General features: G+C 59.2%; 15 protein-coding genes. 5 read left to right on the top strand and 10 right to left on the bottom strand.

The features are described from left to right. The first annotated feature begins 9 nt into the window (after positions 1-9). The 4 genes from ACR0AD_RS13375 to dxs are packed head-to-tail and all read left to right on the top strand — an operon-like array spanning position 10 to position 3,987. Positions 10-936, top strand: a complete 927-nt coding sequence (locus tag ACR0AD_RS13375; protein ID WP_480487836.1) for a histone deacetylase family protein — start codon at positions 10-12, stop codon at positions 934-936. After that, entirely contained in the window at positions 933-1,175 is a 243-nt protein-coding gene (locus ACR0AD_RS13380; RefSeq protein WP_267363166.1) for an exodeoxyribonuclease VII small subunit, read from the top strand. Before ACR0AD_RS13375 ends, ACR0AD_RS13380 begins: the two co-directional genes overlap by 4 nt. Further along, positions 1,176-2,042: a polyprenyl synthetase family protein gene (locus tag ACR0AD_RS13385; protein ID WP_480487838.1), complete on the top strand. Its 867-nt coding sequence runs from the start codon at positions 1,176-1,178 to the stop codon at positions 2,040-2,042. Positions 2,043-2,058: 16 nt separating this feature from the next. Continuing rightward, positions 2,059-3,987: a 1-deoxy-D-xylulose-5-phosphate synthase gene (gene dxs / locus ACR0AD_RS13390; protein ID WP_480487840.1), complete on the top strand. Its 1,929-nt coding sequence runs from the start codon at positions 2,059-2,061 to the stop codon at positions 3,985-3,987. A gap of 280 nt (positions 3,988-4,267) precedes the next feature. Here the strand turns inward: dxs and ACR0AD_RS13395 are convergent, their stop codons facing one another. Genes ACR0AD_RS13395 through ACR0AD_RS13410 form a run of 4 tightly spaced genes read right to left on the bottom strand, consistent with a single transcriptional unit; the run spans position 4,268 to position 9,106 of the window. Continuing rightward, on the bottom strand, positions 4,268-5,719 hold the full coding sequence (locus ACR0AD_RS13395; protein ID WP_480487842.1) for an aldehyde dehydrogenase family protein: 1,452 nt from the start codon (positions 5,717-5,719) through the stop codon (positions 4,268-4,270). A gap of 32 nt (positions 5,720-5,751) precedes the next feature. Next, positions 5,752-7,350, bottom strand: coding sequence for an ABC transporter ATP-binding protein (locus ACR0AD_RS13400; protein WP_480487844.1), 1,599 nt, complete (start codon positions 7,348-7,350; stop codon positions 5,752-5,754). Continuing rightward, positions 7,347-8,162 (bottom strand): ABC transporter permease, encoded by an 816-nt coding sequence (locus tag ACR0AD_RS13405; protein WP_480487846.1) that lies wholly within the window; start codon positions 8,160-8,162, stop codon positions 7,347-7,349. The genes ACR0AD_RS13400 and ACR0AD_RS13405 overlap by 4 nt, the downstream gene beginning before the upstream one ends. After that, a complete protein-coding gene (locus ACR0AD_RS13410) occupies positions 8,159-9,106 on the bottom strand; it encodes an ABC transporter permease (protein ID WP_480487848.1) in 948 nt (315 codons plus the stop codon). Before ACR0AD_RS13410 ends, ACR0AD_RS13405 begins: the two co-directional genes overlap by 4 nt. Positions 9,107-9,369: 263 nt before the next feature. Here ACR0AD_RS13410 and ACR0AD_RS13415 point away from each other — a divergent pair, with 263 nt between their 5' ends. Continuing rightward, complete coding sequence (locus ACR0AD_RS13415; protein WP_480482737.1) at positions 9,370-10,374, top strand: GlxA family transcriptional regulator; 1,005 nt, start codon at positions 9,370-9,372, stop codon at positions 10,372-10,374. An 8-nt stretch (positions 10,375-10,382) separates the two neighbouring features. On the opposite strand, the gene ACR0AD_RS13420 is transcribed toward ACR0AD_RS13415, so the two are convergent. From ACR0AD_RS13420 to ACR0AD_RS13445, 6 genes are all read right to left on the bottom strand, one after another. Continuing rightward, positions 10,383-10,943: a sarcosine oxidase subunit gamma gene (locus tag ACR0AD_RS13420; RefSeq protein ID WP_480487849.1), complete on the bottom strand. Its 561-nt coding sequence runs from the start codon at positions 10,941-10,943 to the stop codon at positions 10,383-10,385. Continuing rightward, positions 10,936-13,881, bottom strand: coding sequence for a sarcosine oxidase subunit alpha family protein (locus ACR0AD_RS13425; protein ID WP_480487850.1), 2,946 nt, complete (start codon positions 13,879-13,881; stop codon positions 10,936-10,938). The genes ACR0AD_RS13420 and ACR0AD_RS13425 overlap by 8 nt, the downstream gene beginning before the upstream one ends. Further along, the gene (locus tag ACR0AD_RS13430) at positions 13,878-14,165 is read right to left on the bottom strand and encodes a sarcosine oxidase subunit delta (protein ID WP_480487852.1); all 288 of its coding nucleotides are present in this window, start codon (positions 14,163-14,165) and stop codon (positions 13,878-13,880) included. Before ACR0AD_RS13430 ends, ACR0AD_RS13425 begins: the two co-directional genes overlap by 4 nt. Positions 14,166-14,178: 13 nt before the next feature. After that, complete coding sequence (locus tag ACR0AD_RS13435) at positions 14,179-15,429, bottom strand: sarcosine oxidase subunit beta family protein (protein ID WP_480474535.1); 1,251 nt, start codon at positions 15,427-15,429, stop codon at positions 14,179-14,181. 249 nt (positions 15,430-15,678) lie between these two features. After that, positions 15,679-16,638 carry a ligand-gated ion channel gene (locus tag ACR0AD_RS13440; protein WP_480487853.1) on the bottom strand — a complete coding sequence of 320 codons (960 nt, stop codon included), beginning with the start codon at positions 16,636-16,638 and terminating at the stop codon, positions 15,679-15,681. Positions 16,639-16,805: 167 nt separating this feature from the next. After that, positions 16,806-18,293, bottom strand: coding sequence for an ABC transporter substrate-binding protein (locus ACR0AD_RS13445; protein WP_209505161.1), 1,488 nt, complete (start codon positions 18,291-18,293; stop codon positions 16,806-16,808). Positions 18,294-18,360 lie beyond the last annotated feature (67 nt).

Raw genomic sequence — 18,360 nt, forward strand, 5'->3', positions numbered from 1 at the left:
GGGATCCCGATGAAAACCGCCCTTTTGACACATGCCGATTGCCTTGGACATGTCACACCCCAGGGTCATCCGGAACAGGTGGCGCGGCTGGAGCATATCCTGCACGCGCTGGAGGGGCTGGATCTGAAGCGCGTGACCGCTCCGCTGGCGGCAGACGATGATTTGCTGCGTGTTCATCCCGAAAGCCATATCCGCGACATCAGATCGTCGCGCCCCACTGACGGGTTTGCGCAGATCGACGGGGACACCTTCATGTCGCCGGGTTCCGTGGATGCGGCCTATCGCGCGGCGGGTGCGGCGGTGCGGGCCGTTGATCTGGTTTTGGGCGGTGAGGCACCGAACGCATTTTGTGCCATTCGCCCACCTGGGCACCATGCCGAAGCCGAGAAAGCCATGGGGTTCTGCCTGTTTGGCAACGCGGCGCTGGCTGCGAAACACGCGCTGGATTACCACGGGCTGAAGCGGGTCGCTGTGGTCGATTTCGACGTTCATCATGGCAACGGCACGCAGGACCTGCTGTGGGATGAAGATCGGGCCCTTGTGATCACCAGCCAGCAAATGCCGTTATGGCCCGGATCAGGCCGCCCGGACGAGGCAGGCGCTTACGATAACGTTCTGAATATCCCGCTGGCCCCGGGCACCGGCGGGGCTGAGATGCGATCCGCCTATGAAACGCAGGCCTTTCCGCGCCTGCGGGCATTCCGGCCGGAGCTGATCATCATCTCGGCCGGGTTCGATGCGCATCAGGACGACCCTCTGGCCAATCTCAACTGGTCGACTGGCGATTTCGCCTGGATCACGGCAGAGCTGTGCGGGATAGCCGATGAGGTGTGTCAGGGCCGTATCGTCTCGACTCTGGAGGGCGGGTATGATCTGAACGCACTGGCCGAGGCGACACGCGCCCATGTGGAAGAACTGATGAAGGCAGCACGATGACCGATACCCCAGTTGAGCAGATGACATTCGAGCAGGCCATGAAAGAGCTTGAGACCGTGGTTGGTCAGCTTGAGCGCGGCGACGTGGCGCTGGATCAGTCGATTGCGCTTTATGAACGCGGGGCCGCTTTGAAAAAACGTTGCGAGGACGAGTTGAAGCGGGCCGAGGAAAAAGTGGCCGCGATCACTCTGGACGCGAATGGCCAACCGACCGGGACCACACCTGTCGAAGGTCAGTAAATGTTTCAGGAAAGACTGGCGCAGGACGCGGCGCGCCTTCAGGATCATCTTGACCTGATAATGGGCGCGCTGGACGATCTGGATGTGACACGGGCAATGGCCTACGCCACCCGGGGCGGTAAGCGGCTGCGCGGGTTTCTGGTTCTGGAAAGTGCGCGCCTGCACCAAATCGACGAGTCCCGCGCGATCTGGCCCGCGACCGCGATAGAGGCCCTGCACGCCTATTCGCTGGTTCACGACGATCTGCCCTGCATGGATGACGACGATCTGCGGCGCGGACGCCCCACGGTGCATGTGAAATGGGATGAAGGCACGGCTGTACTTGCCGGGGACGCGCTGCAAACACTGGCCTTTGAGCTGTGTACCCGGCCGGAGGTTGGAGATGCAGAAATTCGCGTTGATCTGGCACTGACACTGGCCAGGGCAAGCGGTGCGCAAGGTATGGTTTTGGGGCAGGCGCTTGATATCGCGGCGGAAACCGCTTCTGAGCCTCTGACGCTGAATGCGATAACACAGCTTCAGGGCGGCAAAACGGGCGCTTTGATCGAATGGTCCTCCTGTGCGGGTGCGCGTCTGGCGAAAGCGGATCCAGAGCCCTTGCGCCAATATGCCCGAGCCCTTGGTCTTGCTTTTCAGATTGCAGACGACATCCTTGATGTTGAAGGTGATGCGACAAAGGCAGGCAAACGTCTTCAGAAAGATGCGGATGCGGGAAAGGCCACTTTCGTATCGCTTCTGGGTTTGGATGCTGCCAGAACCCGCGCCAGTGAACTTGTTGATCAGGCCTGTGCCGCACTGGACGGGTATGGCCCGACGGCAGAAACCTTGAAGGAAGCCGCTCGCTTCGTTATTGCCCGGGACAGCTAAGCCAGGAACGCGCCAAATGTCTGACCGCCCCAAAACGCCCCTGCTGGACCTTGTGAACCGCCCCGCTGATCTCAAGCGGTTCTCGGACGCGCAGCTGCATCAGGTTGCGCAGGAATTGCGGGCCGAGACGATTTCGGCGGTTTCTGTCACCGGTGGGCATCTGGGCGCGGGTCTGGGTGTTGTGGAACTGACAACCGCGCTGCACGCTGTTTTCGACACGCCGCGCGACAAGATCATCTGGGATGTGGGCCATCAGTGCTATCCGCACAAAATCCTGACCGAACGGCGCGACCGCATCCGCACGCTGCGCATGAAAGATGGCCTGAGCGGTTTCACCAAACGAAGTGAAAGCCCCTATGACCCGTTTGGCGCCGCGCATTCCAGCACCTCGATCAGTGCTGCACTGGGTTTTGCCGTGGCGCGTGATCTGGGCGGTGTAACCCCTGAAGGGTTGGGCGACGCCATTGCCGTGATCGGTGATGGATCGATGTCCGCAGGCATGGCCTTTGAGGCGATGAACAATGCCGGTCACCTGAAGAAACGCCTGATCGTCATTCTGAATGACAATGAAATGAGCATCGCCCCCCCTGTTGGTGCCCTGTCCAGCTATCTGTCCCGAATCTACGCCGAGGCGCCATTCCACGATCTGAAAGCCGCCGCAAAGGGCGCTGTTTCACTTTTGCCCGAACCGTTCCGCGAAGGGGCCAAACGCGCTAAGGAAATGCTGAAAGGTATGGCCGTGGGCGGGACCCTGTTCGAAGAGCTCGGGTTTTCCTATCTCGGGCCTATTGATGGGCATGACCTGGATCAGCTGTTGCCGGTTCTGCGCACCGTCAAGGCGCGGGCAACCGGGCCGATCCTGATCCACGTCTTGACCAAGAAGGGCAAAGGGTACGCACCAGCCGAACAGGCCCGCGACAAAGGCCACGCGACAGCCAAATTCGATGTGGTTACGGGCGAGCAGAAAAAGGCCCCTTCAAACGCCCCTTCTTACACGTCTGTCTTTGGCAGGGCTCTGGTGGATGCCGCCGCGCGCGATGACAAGATCGTTGCGGTGACTGCCGCGATGCCAGATGGTACCGGATTGGGCCTGTTTGCCGAACGGTACCCGTCACGCTGTTTCGATGTGGCGATTGCCGAGCAGCACGGCGTGACCTTCTCGGCTGCGCTGGCGGCAGGGGGGATGAAGCCATTCTGCGCCATGTATTCGACCTTTCTGCAGCGAGGGTACGACCAGGTTGTGCATGACGTCGCAATCCAGCGCTTGCCCGTTCGGTTTGCCATTGACCGCGCAGGTTTGGTGGGGGCTGACGGTGCCACCCATGCCGGGTCGTTCGATATTGCCTATTTGGCCAATCTGCCGGGCATGGTCGTCATGGCAGCCGCGGATGAGGCGGAATTGATGCACATGGTGGCAACCGCTGTCGCGCATGATGAAGGGCCGATTGCCTTCCGCTATCCGCGTGGTGAAGGTGTTGGAGTGGACTTACCCGAACGCGGTGAGGTACTGGAGATCGGCAAAGGCCGCTTGATCCGGAAAGGCGCGCGCGTCGCACTTTTGTCTTTTGGCACGCGGCTGGCTGAAGTTCAGAAAGCAGCCGAGTCTCTGACCGCCAAAGGCATTAGCCCAACAATCGCAGACGCCCGCTTTGCCAAGCCGCTAGATCGGGACCTGATCCTGAACCTGGCTGCGGATCATGAGGCGTTGATCACCATCGAAGAAGGCGCTGTTGGCGGGTTTGGCAGCCATGTGGCACAGCTTCTGGCGGATGAGGGTGTTTTTGATCGGGGCTTGAAATACCGCTCGATGGTCTTGCCTGACATCTTCATCGATCAGGCCAGCCCCGCGGACATGTATGCCGTTGCGGGTATGAATGCCGAGCAGATCGAAGCCAGGGTGCTGGATGTTCTGGGCGTAACCTCGATCGGTGAAAAGCGCGCGTAACAGCGGCGTTGAGACGCCCGCTTTTGGTTTCGACGCTTTTACAAGCAGGAGGCCGACAATCCAGAACAGAGCGGGAATGCCAAGTGCCACCCGGGTCCTTCATTGCGATTTTCTGGTCCTGACCCGAACGGTCTTTGCTCCAATAGTGACTTGAGACGACAAATCACTGATACCGGCCGCCTTTGAATTGTCCGTTGCCCATTCCCTTAAAGAGATCAAGGAGATTGTTCTGGGGCGCATATGCGCGAAAAAAACGTTGATCTGACAGACCGGGGCGCTGTTACCCGTGATAGGCAGCCACTGTCTTGAGTTGCGAAAAGCCATAAAGCGCCTCAAAGCCTTTCTCGCGGCCATGGCCGGACTTGCCCACACCTCCAAAAGGCAGTTCAACGCCGCCGCCTGCCCCATAGTTGTTGAGGAAGACCTGACCCGCGTGCAGCCCTTTTGCCAACCGCATCTGCCGCGCACCGTCACGTGTCCAGACGCTGGCGACAAGACCGTAGTCAGTGCTATTGGCTATCATTAGAGCCTGTTCTTCGGTGTCGAACGGGATCAGAACCTGGACCGGGCCGAAGATTTCATCACGGGCGAGCGGGTGATCCGGTGGCACGTCCGCAAACAAGGTGGGCCGGACATAAGCCCCGGTTTCCGGCGCCTCCACTATGATCGTCCCTTCTGCCGCAATGGTCAGATCGGCGCTTTTGTCCAGAAAACTGTTTACGATCTGCTTTTGCCGCTCGGAAATCAGCGGTCCAACGCGAAGATCCTGCATCGCGGGTCCAACGCTGAGCTGTTCATAGGCCTCGGCCATGCGGGATTTGACCTGATCATAGACGCCGCGCTGTACCAGAATGCGGGACGAGGCCGAACAGGTCTGTCCTGCGTTCTGAATGCCCGCATTCACCAGAAACGGCAGGGCGGCATCCAAATCGGCATCGTCAAAAACCAGCTGCGGGGATTTTCCGCCCAGTTCCAGTGTCACAGGCACAACGTTTCGCCCTGCGGCCTGCTGCACCAATGCACCCGTGGCCACCGAACCAGTAAACGAGATATGGTTGACCCCCGGATGCCCGGATAATGCGGCACCGGCCTCGGCCCCCAGGCCGGGCACAACATTCAGCGCACCTGCTGGCAGACCCGCTTGCTGCGCGAGATGGGCAAAGGCCAGCGCGGTCAGGCAGGCCTCCTCTGCCGGTTTCAGAACGCAGGCGTTGCCCATGGCCAGCGCGGCCCCGACCGAGCGCCCAATGATCTGCATCGGATAGTTCCAGGGCACGATGTGGCCCGTCACCCCATGGGGTTCGCGCAGTGTATAGACGGTGTAGCCATCGAGATAGGGAATGGTCTCACCCATCACCTTATCCGCTGCACCGCCGTAGAATTCACAATAGCGCGCCAGCGCGATGGCATCGGCGCGGGCCTGCGTCAGGGGCTTGCCCACATCCATCGCCTCAAGCCGCGCCAGATCGTCCACCCGTTCCAGCACCAGCTGACCCAGCCGGGTCAGGATGCGGCCGCGCTCCAAGGCCGTCTTGCGCCCCCAGTCGCCCTTTAGCGCAGATCTGGCGGCGGCGACCGCCGCGTCAATATCCACACCCGAGCCGCGTGCAATCCTGCATATCTCGGTCCCGTCTGACGGGTTGGTCAAAGGCAATGAGTCGCCTGATGTCGCAGGTATCCAGTTTCCGCCAATCAGGCACAGGGTGGGATCAAACCAGAGTGGTTGGGTCATTTTGGCCTCCGTTCAGGCTCTAACAAATGGTTTTACGCCAATAACTTCCCGATTTCAGGCAATTGGGGCGCGGCGGCGATCAGGGTTTGCGTGTAGGGATGCTGCGGGTCCGAGAATACCTGTTCGGTCTTGCCATGTTCGACAATTCGTCCGGATTGCATCACCAGAACATGATCGGTGATGGTGCGCACCACACTCAGATCGTGGCTGATGAACAGGTAAGTCAGATCATAAGCCTCGCAGAGTTCGGCAAGCAGATCGAGGATTTGGGCGCGCACCGATACGTCGAGGGCTGAAACCGCCTCATCGAACAGGATCAGTTCCGGCCGAATGATCAGAGCGCGGGCAATAGCGATCCGCTGGCGTTGCCCGCCCGAAAACTCGTGAATGTATTTGCCCGCATCATCAGGGCCGAGGCCCACTGCCGTCAGCATCTCTGCAATCCGGTCCTGGCGTTCGGACCCCTTTGGTGGCGTTTCCAACAGGTGAAAAGGTTCTGTAATCAGGCGCGCGACACGGTGGCGGGGATTGAAGCTGCCATAGGGGTCCTGAAACACGACCTGCATCTTGCGACGTACCGCAAGGTTGGGCCTGTGGCCGGTGAAAACCGGCTGACCATCCAGCATAATCTGACCAGATTGGATCTCTTCCAACCCTAAAATAGCCCGTGTTAGGGTCGATTTTCCGCAACCGGACTCGCCCACCAGCCCTAAACGCTCCCCTCGGTTGAGGGTAAAGCTGACACCATCCACCGCGCGGTGGTGGCGCGGCGCATCCAGCAGACCTTTGCGGGGAAGGCGGTAATCCCGGACGACCTGCGAAACCTCCAGAAGCGGGCGTTGCTGTGTAGGTTCAGGCAGGGTGACCTGATGACCCGAAGCTTCGAACAACATACGGGTATAGGGGTGCTGCATATCTCGAAACAGGTTTCGCGTCGCGCCACTTTCGACGACCTCGCCGTGACGCATGACGACAATCTGATCGGCCATGTCCGAGACCACAGCCAGATCATGGGTGATCATCAGCAGGCCCATATCATATTCGCGAACCAGCCCTTTCAGCAAATCAAGGATCTGCGCCTGCGTGGTGACATCCAGCGCCGTAGTCGGCTCATCCGCGATCAATAGCCTTGGGCGCAATGCGATGGCCATTGCGATGACCACACGCTGACGCTGCCCGCCCGACAGCTCATGCGGATAGCGCGACAGAGGAAACCTGTCGGGTGGCAGGCCAACCCGGGTCAAAACCTCTGCGGCGCGGGTCCGGGCCTGAGCAGGAGGCATCGCCTTGTGGATCAGGATGGTCTCCATCACCTGATCGCCGATTGTTTTCACCGGGTTGAGCGCCGTCATCGGTTCCTGAAATACCATCCCGATGGACGCGCCACGCAAGGCGCACATCTCGGCCTCGGATTCGGAAAGCAGGTCAGTGCCATCCAGTCGGATTACGCCGTCTGCCGTTGCCCCGTTTGGCAGAAGCTGCATCACAGCCAGTGCTGTCATGGATTTGCCCGAGCCGCTTTCACCTGTCACCGCCACGATCTGGCCCGGGTCGATGGACAAGTTGACCTGTTTCAGGATCGGCACCCCGTGGATCGACAGGGACAGGTTTTCGACTTGCAGCAACGTCATGCCCGCGCCACCCTGATCCTTGGGTCCAGCCAGTCGCGCAGACCATCACCCAGCAGGTTCAAACCCAATACCGTGACAATAATCGCCAAGCCCGGAATCAGAGCCAAATGCGGGGCAAAACTGACCATTGTCTGCGCGTCTGCCAGCATCCGGCCCCAACTGGGCGTCGGCGGCTGTGCGCCCAGACCGACATAGGACAGGCCCGCCTCGGCCAGAATACCCAGTGAAAACTGGATGGTGCCCTGAACGATCAGCAGGTTGGCGACATTGGGCAGGATGTGTTCGGCTGAAATCCGTGCTGCGCCTTTGCCCGACACACGGGCGGCAAGGATGAACTCGCGCTCCCACAGCGACAATGCGGCCCCTCGGGTGATGCGGGCAAAGACGGGGATGTTGAAAATACCGATCGCAATGATCGCGTTGATGGCACCGGCACCGAACACAGCCGTGATCAGGATGGCGATGACCAGCGAGGGAAAGGCAAAGACCAGATCGTTGCCACGCATGATCACCTCATCCAACCACGACCCTTTGCGTGCGGCGGCTGTCAGGCCAAGGGGTACGCCCAGCGCCATGCCAATCCCCACGGCCACCAGAGCCACCGCAATCGAAGTGCGTGCACCGACCATGATCATCGAGAACATGTCGCGGCCGAAGTGATCTGTTCCAAACCAGTGTTGTGCATCGGGCGTCTGAAGTTTGTTGGGGATATCCAGCGCGGCATAGTCGTAGGGTGTCCAGACAAACGAGATCAGCGCCGCCAGCACCACCAGCGACGACAGCGCCGCGCCCAGAATCAGGTTGCGGCTCATGACCGGCTCCTCAACCGTGGGTCAACGGCTGCGTAGGCCAGATCCACCAGAAAATTCACGGTGATCACCGCAAAGACCAGCAGCATCACCACCGATTCAACCACGATCAGATCGCGGGCCGAAATGGCCTGAAACACCAACCGCCCGAGGCCCGGCAGGTAGAACACCTGTTCGATGATGATCGACCCGGCCAGCAGGAAGGAAAACTGCAAGCCGATGATCGTCAGCACGGGGATCAGCGCGTTCCGCACCCCATGCCGCCACAGAGCCTGACGACGCGACAATCCCTTGGCCCGCGCGGTGCGCATGAAATCCTCACCCAGAATATCCAGCAGCGCTGATCGCATAACGCGGGCCAGGATCGCGGCCTGAGGAAGGGCCAACGCAATGGCGGGCAAAGTCAGCGAACGCAGCCCCGCCCAAAGGCCCTCGCCCCAGCCAACAAACCCACCGGCATTGAACCAGCGCAGGTTTATGGCGAAGATCAGCACCAGCATCATCGCGAACCAGAAATTGGGCACAGCGATACCAAGCTGTGTCGCCCCCATCACCGCCAGATCCCCGGGCTTGCCCCGGCGCGCGGCGGCATAGATCCCGGCAGGAAAGGCGATCAGCGTGGACAGCGTGAGCGCATACAAAGCCAAGGGCAACGATACCCACAGCCGGTCCGCAATCATCTGCGACACCGGTGTACGATAGGTGTACGAGGTGCCGAAATCTCCGGCTACCATCCCTCCGACCCAGTTGAAATACCGCTGCACCCTGGATCCATCCAAACCCAGTTCAGCCCGCAGCGCGGCCAACGTATCCTCCTGCGCGTTGACACCCAGCATGAACGATGCCGGGTCCCCCGGCGCGACCTCGATCACGGCGAAGATGACCACCGAGGCGACGGCAAGGCTGGCAAGCAATGAGATCAGTCGTTTAAGGGTATAGCGAAGCATTGAGGCCACGTTAGGGTCTCAGCCGTCACGGGTCCAGCATCTACGGCATCGGCAGACCGGCAAATGGCGCTGCGCAACCTTTGTTCCTTTCCGCCTGTCAATCCGAATGCAGGACCTGACCCCGATTTTCACCATGTTTGTTGCGCGTTTTTTCGATTTCGCACGTTCCGAGTTTTGCTACACTTGTTCGAACCGTTTCCGCAGGCCAGAGCGGCCAAGGAGCAATCCGGGCCGAACCAGGATTTACTGATAGTGTAGCGCTCATGCTGACAGAAAATAGAATTGAGATCGGGTTTCTGCTGTTCGATGGCTTTCCGATGGCTTGCCTGACCTCGGTCATCGAACCGCTGCGCGCTGCAAATGAGATCGCCGGGCAAGAGGCATTTCGCTGGTCTCTTGTGGCGGAAAACGGGGGAAAGGTCAGCTCCAGCGCTCATGTGCGTTTTGAGGCTGAACGCAACCTCGCAGACTGTAAGCCGATTGATATTCTGTTCCTGCTCAGCAGTCCGACCTCGGGCTTCAGAAACCCTGCCCAGGGGAATGGTGCGTTGAGGGCTTTGTCACGCCACGGGACAATTCTGGGCGGTATCAGCGGCGGCGTTTTCCCGCTCGTGCGGTCGGGAGTCATGACTGGCCATCCGGTATCGGTGCACTGGTGCTACGAAGCCGCGTTTCTGGCCGAGTTTCCACAGATCGATGCAAGGCGCGAAGTGATCGTGTCGGATGCCACGCGGTATACAGCGGCCGGGGCGGCGGCCGCGTTTGATCTGGCCCTGCATCTGATTCAGGACCGGTTGGGCGGCGAAGTCGCGCATGAGGTGGCCTGCTGGTTCCAGCATCCGATGATGCGAGGGGAAGGTGTTCAACAACAGGTGCCCAGTGCAAGCAAACCTGCCACTGGTGAAAAGCTGCCGCCGCTTGTGGCCCGATGTGTCGACCTGTTCGCAAGCCGTATCGGCAATCCAATCTCGATCGCGGACATAGCGGATCAAACGGGCGTCACCCCCCGCCAGATCGAGCGCGCCTTCAAACAGGCCACAGGGCAAAGCCCCAGCCATTATTTCCGGTCCATGCGGATGAAGGCGGCCCGTCAGATGGTTGTCTATACCAAAGACCCTATTGCCGACATTGCCGCGGCCATCGGATACAGCTCGGTCACGCCGTTGGTGACGCACTACCGATCTGCCTTTGGTTTGAGCCCCAGCGAGGACCGGCGACGGATCAACCGGTTTCGGGTCGAGGATAACGCTCCGCTACCCTCAAGCTGATCTTGCCTTCAAACCGCCGATTTCATTGCGGCCACAATCGCATGATGCAGTGACCCGGCAGACGATCTTGGCCCGTAGACGCTGAACGAACCAGAAGCGCGGCACAGGACGAAACACCCCAGGTGATGGATAGACGTGCGGGATGCGGCACCGGCCGCCATTTTTCGGCAATCCAGACTGCTTAGCAATTCCAGCACTGCCAACACGCCCTCTCCGTCCAGATCAAACCTGACCCATGCGTCTGTCTGTTCGGAAACCGATGCGTTATCCCCAGTACTTTTTTTCACCAGATGCGCCAGATCTTCATGTGTCTCAAAGGGCGCTTCGATCATCCATTGATCAGGCCCGGTCCAGAAGGCAACGATCGGCCCGCCGGTAAATTGCCCGACGGCAGGCGTTTCCGCGCCGATCAATTGGGATATGGCGCTCCGGGTTTTGTCTTCCCGACCCAGCCGAGCGGCGACCGAGGCCAGCGCCACACCCGGAGTTTCGGTACAGGTCACGCTTCCGACCCTGTCGATCTTGGGTTCGGTTCCACCCAGCGCGGTTATTGCTACAAGATCATGCACGGAGCCGTTCTCCCTCGGGGTCGACGAAATGGGCCGAGACGATTTCAACCTCGACCGTCAGATCGGTCACTGGTGACACAAGGCGCATCTTTTCGCCCTGACGTGTGCCGCCGTTTTTCAAAAAGCCAAGGCCGATATGGCTGTCCAGCGACGGCGAAAATGCCGCCGATGTGACATAGCCCTGATCATGGGCAGCATCCACGGGACCCGTGGCATTCATCAGATGCCCTCCGGCGGTTACCTTGTCGCCAGCGTTCACAGGCTTGATTCCAACCATCATCAAAGCATCGGGTTCGTTCAGCCCTTCACGCTCGGACAGGATTGAGCCGATGCTGTCTTTTTTCTTGGATACCATCCGACCCATTCCAAGGTTCAGGGCGGTGGTGGTTCCGTTCAACTCGTTGCCTGCGGCGTGACCCTTTTCGATCCGCATGACGCCCAGCGCTTCGGTGCCGTAGGGTACGACATCGAACTCTTCACCTTTCTGCATCAAACGCCGCATCAGCGCGTCGCCGTATCGCGATGGCACCGCGATTTCAAAGGCCAATTCGCCCGAGAAGGAAATACGGAACAACCGCGCGCGCAACCCGCCGCATACGGTGATGTTGCCGCAAGCCATGAACGGGAAGCCTTCGTTCGAGAGGTCGAACTCGGGATCCACGATCTTTTGCAGAAGTTTGCGCGAATTGGGCCCGGCTACCGCGTATTGTGCCCAGGCTTCGGTGGTCGAGATCAGCTGTACATCCATGTCCGGGAACAGGCATTGCCGGACAAATTCCATATGCTGGTAGACCTTGACCGCATTCGCAGTTGTGGTGGTGACCACGAAATGATCCTCGGCCAGACGCGCGGCGGTACCGTCATCCATCGCAATTCCGTCTTCGCGCAACATCAGCCCATAGCGGGTTTTGCCGACGGCCAGTTTAGCAAATCCGTTGCAATAGACCCTGTTCAGGAAATCCGCCGCATCCGCACCCTGAACATCAATCTTTCCAAGCGTGGTGCAGTCGCACACCCCGACCGAGGCACGGGTCTGGCGCACCTCACGGTCAACGGACTCGCGCCAATGGGTTTCACCGGGCAGCGGGAACCACTGTGCGCGCAGCCAATTGCCGACCTCGACAAACACCGCGCCGCGTTCCTTGGCCCAGTAATGTGACGGGGTCAGGCGAGTTGGATGAAACTCTTTGCCTTTCATCCGGCCAGCAAAGGTTGCAATCGGAACGGGCGTATAGGGCGGGCGGAAGATCGTTGTGCCGGTTTCCGGAATGGACTTACCTGCAAGTTCGGCCATGATCGCAAGCCCGCCCATGTTCGAGGTCTTGCCCTGATCGGTGGCCATGCCCAAGGTGGTATAGCGTTTCAAGTGCTCGACCGAACGGAACCCTTCCTGATGGCTGAGCTTCACATCCTTGACGGTCACGTCGTTCTGCTGATCCAGCCACGCGCGGCTGCAACCCTGAACATACCAGAACGGTGTCTGCGAGATCGGGGTATCCTCGGCCTTAGGCAGATCGGGCAGCGGGCCTTTCAGGCCCAGCGCCTGCGCCGCACCTTCTGCCCCGGATTGCAGGGCGCCATGGGTGGACATCACACCATTTGCCGCCCCTGCGACGGACAGCCCAGGCGGCAAGTCCGTGCCAGGCACAAAGGCCGCCAGATCTTCGTTCCACGCGGGACGCCCTCGTTGATGGCAGGTCAGATGCACGTTGGGGTTCCAGCCACCCGAGACGCCAAGCGCCCCGCAGTCCAGCGTGCGCGACGACCCGTCTGCCAGCTCAACCTCGACAAAGGTCAGCCCCAGTCGGCCTTTGGTGTCCCTGACCTGCGCGCCCTGCAGAACCTCATAGTCATGGCTGGTCGGAGCGTCGTCACGAACATCGACGACGGCAGCAATCCTGATACCTTTTGCGTGCAGATCCGCAGCTGTGCGGTGGCCGTCATCGTTGTTCGTAAAGATGGCGACACGTTGCGCCGCCGTGGTTGCAAACCGATTGGCATAGGTGCGCAGAGCACTTGCCAGCATGATGCCAGGCCTGTCGTTGTTTTCAAACGCGATGGGCCGCTCGGTCGCGCCAGCGCATAACAGGGCGCGTTTGGCGTAGATGCGCCAGAGTATCTGGCGCGGTTTACCGGAAGGCAGAGAAGCAAGATGATCGCCCGTCCGCTCAACTGCACCATAGATGCCGTGATCAAAGGCACCGATCACGGTCGTACGCGGCATCAGGCGGACGTTGGGCATTGCTGACAGTTCAGCGACACTCTGCTTAACCCATTCGGTCGCATCGCCGTCGTTCAGCGAAAAGGTTTCACTGTTGAGCCGCCCACCAAGTGCGAAATCCTCATCCGCAAGAATGACCTCGGAACCGGCCCGGCCCGCAGTCAGTGCCGCCATCAATCCGGCTGGACCCGCGCCGATAATCAGCAGATCGCAATGCCGGAACCCCTTGTCATACTCATCGGGATCTTCCTGCATCGACAATGACCCAAGACCGGCCGCGCGGCGGATCATCGGCTCGTACAGCTTTTCCCAGAACGCGGCAGGCCACATGAAGGTTTTGTAGTAGAACCCCGCCGTCAGAAAGGTCGAGAATCTGTCGTTGATTGCCAGAGCATCGAATTTCAGGCTGGGCCAGCGGTTTTGGGAATGGGCTTCAAGCCCCTCGAACATCTCAACGGTCGTGGCACGGGTGTTGGGTTCCTGACGGTTGCCGGTGCGCAGCTCGACAAGGGCGTTGGGTTCTTCCGAACCGGCAGTCAGCACGCCACGCGGGCGATGGTATTTGAACGACCGGCCCATCAGGCGCACGTCATTGGCCAGAAGGGCCGAGGCCAGCGTATCGCCCGGATGCGCAGTGTAACTGCGGTTGTCGAATTTGAAGTTCAGGGTTTTGGTGCGGTCGATCTGACCGCCGCTCAGCCTGTTGTCTTGAGTCATTTGGAGCGCCCCTGTGCCCGGGCCACGTCACGGGCCAGTTCCACTTTGGAAATCTCATGTGTCGCGGTATTGCGGGTCACGACCAGCCAGGATCGGTCGCCCCCCTCGTGGAACCACAACTCGCGGTGTTCGCCAGCTGGATTGCCGCGCAAATAGGCGTAGTCAAAAAACGCTTCGGCGGCATCTTCGGCCTGCCAATCGGGCCTGTTGATCAGCGAAGCGTCTCCCAGATAGACGAATTCGGAACTGTCACGCGGGCCCAGCAAGGGATGATGGATGATCATGGTGCTGCTCCCCTCAGTGCAGGTTGGGCTGGTTGCCCATACCTTTTTCGTCGATCATGCGGCCAGTGCGGAACCGGTCGAACCGGTAGGCGGTGGCTGTCGGGTGCGGTTCATCCTTTGCCAGCAGATGCGCAAAACAATACCCCGACGCCGGAGTTGCCTTGAACCCGCCGTAACACCAGCCGCCGTTGAAATAGAGGCCATCGATGCCGGTCCGGTCGATGATGGGCGATCCATCCATGGACATATCCATGATCCCGCCCCACATCCGCAGCAGGCGCGCGCGACCGATCATCGGCATCAGGGCCATGCCGCCCTCGCAGACATCTTCGACCACGGGCAGGTTGCCGCGTTGTGCGTACGAATTGTACCCGTCGATATCGCCACCAAAGACCAGCCCGCCCTTGTCGGACTGGCTGACATAGAAATGCCCCGCGCCAAAAGTGATCACCCCGGGCAGAACCGGCTTCAGACCTTCTGACACGAAGGCTTGCAGGACATGGCTTTCGATTGGCAACCGCATACCCGCCATGCCCATGACACGCCCCGAATTTCCGGCCACGGCACAGCCAACCTTGCCTGCGCCAATGAACCCTTTCGACGTCTCAACCCCCAGACATTTTCCGTTTTCTATCCGGAAACCGGTCACTTCGCAGTTTTGGATGATATCGACACCGTGGCTGTCTGCTGAACGGGCATATCCCCAGGCCACCGCGTCGTGCCGAACCGTGCCACCACGCCGCTGGGCCAGCCCGCCCTTGATCGGGAACCGGGCATCGTTGAAGTTCAGGAACGGGTATTCCTTGCGCACCTGTTCGGCATCCAGCAGCTCGGCATCCGCGCCGTTCAGGATCATGGCGTTGCCACGTCGCGTAAAGGCGTCGCGCTGGGCGTCTGTGTGGATCAGGTTGATGATCCCGCGCTGGCTGACCATCGCGTTATAGTTTACGTCCTGCTCAAGACCTTCCCACAGTTTCAGCGAGAACTCGTAGAAAGGTTCGTTGCCGTCCAGCAAATAATTCGAGCGGATAATGGTTGTATTGCGCCCGACATTGCCGCCACCGATCCAGCCTTTTTCAATCACCGCCACATTGCGGAGGCCAAATACCTTTGACAGGTAATGCGCCGTTGAAAGGCCATGACCGCCACCGCCGATGATCACAATGTCGTAATGTGGCTTGGGCTCCGGCTCGCGCCAGGCCGGTGTCCACCCTTTGTGCCCGGTAAGAGCCTCTTTGATGACTTTGAAACCAGAGTATCGCATGAATCGGACCTTTTTTTTCAGAATCCGCGAAAAAACCGAATTTGGATACTCTAGAATCCGACATCTGTTGTGTTGAATCAGACACCACGACAATCAGCGGTGCATGCTTAATCTTGCGATTTTTTGTTACTGTTGCTTTCAGCGCGCGGTGTCCGCCACGCCGTCCTGCTGCGCCGACAAGGGTCAGAACAGCCGGTAGCCAAAGCTATACACGCGATTTCAGAACCACATAGTTGTGGGGTTCAGCGCCTAAGACGTCATCAGAAAGACAACGACGGCATAGCCGATGATGGCGGCATATCCCAACGGGTAAATCCATTTGATCGCGTAATTGTCGAGCTTTCTGGCCGTCTCTTCCCGACCGGAAACTTTCAATTTACGCAACATCACGCTGAAGACGATAATCGTTCCTGTCATCAGGAACATGCATTGCAGAATGAAGTCCAGAAACGTCAGATAGCCAAGCTTGGGCAAGTCAGCGGAAATGGCCCAGTTGAAGGCCACAAAGACTAACAGGTTGCCGCCTGCGATCTCGATCCGTTTTCGGTATTCATCCAGAAAGAAAAGCGCCCATCCTACCGTGATCAGCACCAGCATCGGCAGGAATATGCGGATGGTGTAATATGTCAGGTGCCGGGTGCCTTCGAAGACAAGTTCCACCCGGTCGCTTTCGTTGCCCGACAAACCGGTCGTCGTTGACGTCAGAGCCCTGGCATTGCCAAGTATCCACTCCTCTTCGCCCAGCATGTCACCCAGGCCGGAGTATTCATCAAGCGAGTGATAGTGAACGAATTGCGAAGGAAACACCGATACGACCTCGAAGTGAAATTCCTGCGTATCGAACGGGTATTTGCGAAAGTTGAAATGCGGAGCCTGCAAGGTCAGCGAGGATTTTTCGACAAAGGTCACGTGACCGTCATGACGCACGGCAACTGCGGATTCATGAATCCATCGATTGGACTGTTGGTTGTGGATAACAAAAGCCGGGGTTACCACATCCAGCTCAGCGGCGTATTTCACGAAAGCGGGAGGTTCAAAAACCCGAAAATCACGACCAAGGCTTGCTGCATCAAACGCCAGTTCCGGGTCTGTCCATTCGAACCGCAGTACAACCACGGCACCATAGTTTTCGGATTGCTGATCGACGCCGGTAATCTGGTCGATCTTGATACCAACCCCGACCTGCAGCGGGTTGTCCGGGGTTCCCACCAGCGTATCCTGCTGCCCTTGGAACAAGCCCTGCGCAAAAACAGCGCCTGGAAGGACAGACGCGAAAAGCAAAAGAACGAAACCTGCAAACAAGCTTTTCATGATCGTTAGAAACGCATTTCGCAATGGTGAGACTGGGCCCGTTAAGCAGGCCCAGTCAACTGATGTCATTCAGACCAGGAAATGGCGGTCAGGTCGATTGCCGCAGTTGGTGCGTTTTCCCAAAGGCCCTGAACACCGGCCTTGGCGACGCCCAGCTTGGCCAGCTGGAACAGGTACCCGTTGACATAATCGTTCGAGATGAGGCGCTGCGCCTCACCCAGAAGACGGGTCCGTTCCTCGGGGTCGGTGGTGGTGTTCAGCGTCTCCATCAGCGTCTGAAAGTCGATGCTGTCATACTGGAAGTAATAGTCGGGCCGCGCATAGATGCCGATATCCATCGGTTCGGTATGGCTGACGATGGTCAGACCAAATTCCTTGCCCTTGAACACCGATTCCAGCCACTGGGCCCATTCGACGTTGATGATCTCGGCCGTGATGCCGACCTCGGCCAGCTGTGCGGCGATGATTTCACCGCCCCGGCGCGCATAAGATGGCGGTGGCAAGTGCAGAGTTGTCTCGAACCCGTTTTCAAATCCCGCCTCTGCCAGCAAAGCCCTGGCCTTTTCGGGATCATACGCGGACTGGCCCGTCAGATCGACATAAGCGGGGTTGTGTGGCGCAAAATGCGTGCCGATAGGGGTGCCGTACCCGAACATGGCGCCGTCGATGATGGCCTGCCGGTCAATCGCATGGGCCAACGCCTGCCGGACCCGAATATCATCGAATGGCGGCTGTTTGTTGTTGGTGGACAGGATCGTTTCCCCCTCGGTCGATCCAACCAGAACCTGAAACCGCGGGTCAGCCTCGAACTGGGGCAGGTTTTCCGGTGCCGGGAAGTTGTCGAACACGTCCACGTCTTCGGCCATCATGGCCGCGAAAGCGGCGGTCGGGTCTGAGATGAATTTGAACGTCGCAGTCTCTAAAGCGGGTTGATCGCCCCAATAATTGGGGTTGCGGTTCAGTGTTATGCTGTCGCCCTGAACCCAGTCGCCAAAGGTAAATGCACCTGTACCAACCGGGTTTGTCTTGATGTTCTCGATGCTTTCGGGCGCGACGATCACCGCGTCACCCCAGGCAAGGTTGAACAGGAAGTTGCCGTTCGGATCGGCCAGGGTGATCCTGACCGTCAGTGGATCCACGGCCTCGACGCTTTCGATCCCTGCAAACAGAGCTTTCTGCGCGTTGGCGCTGTCCTCGGCCGTGGCCCGGTCAAGGCTGAATTTGACATCCTCGGCATCCATAGTCGTGCCGTCATGGAAGGTCACGCCGTCGCGCAGTTTGAAGGTATAAGTTTTGCCGTCTTCGGAAATCTCCCAGCTTTCCGCAAGGCCGGGCACGACCGAGCCGTCGCCCATGAAACGGGTCAGACCTTCGAAGATGTTGGTGTAGACAACCGAATCGATGGCCTGAGCTGCGGCGCTGGTCGGATCCAGATGCGGGGGTTCCAACTGCATGGCGATGGTGATGTCGGATTTGGCCAAAACCTGCGTCGCCAACAGGCTGGCGCCAATCGCCACGGTCGACGCGAATGTTCGAAGCACGTGTTTTGTCATGTGAACTCTCCCAACTGAAAATCTGCGCCCATGTTTTCCGGGCCGTTTTATCGGCAGTGTTCCTTTA

It is taken from the genome of Ruegeria sp. BH8 (assembly GCF_056538065.1).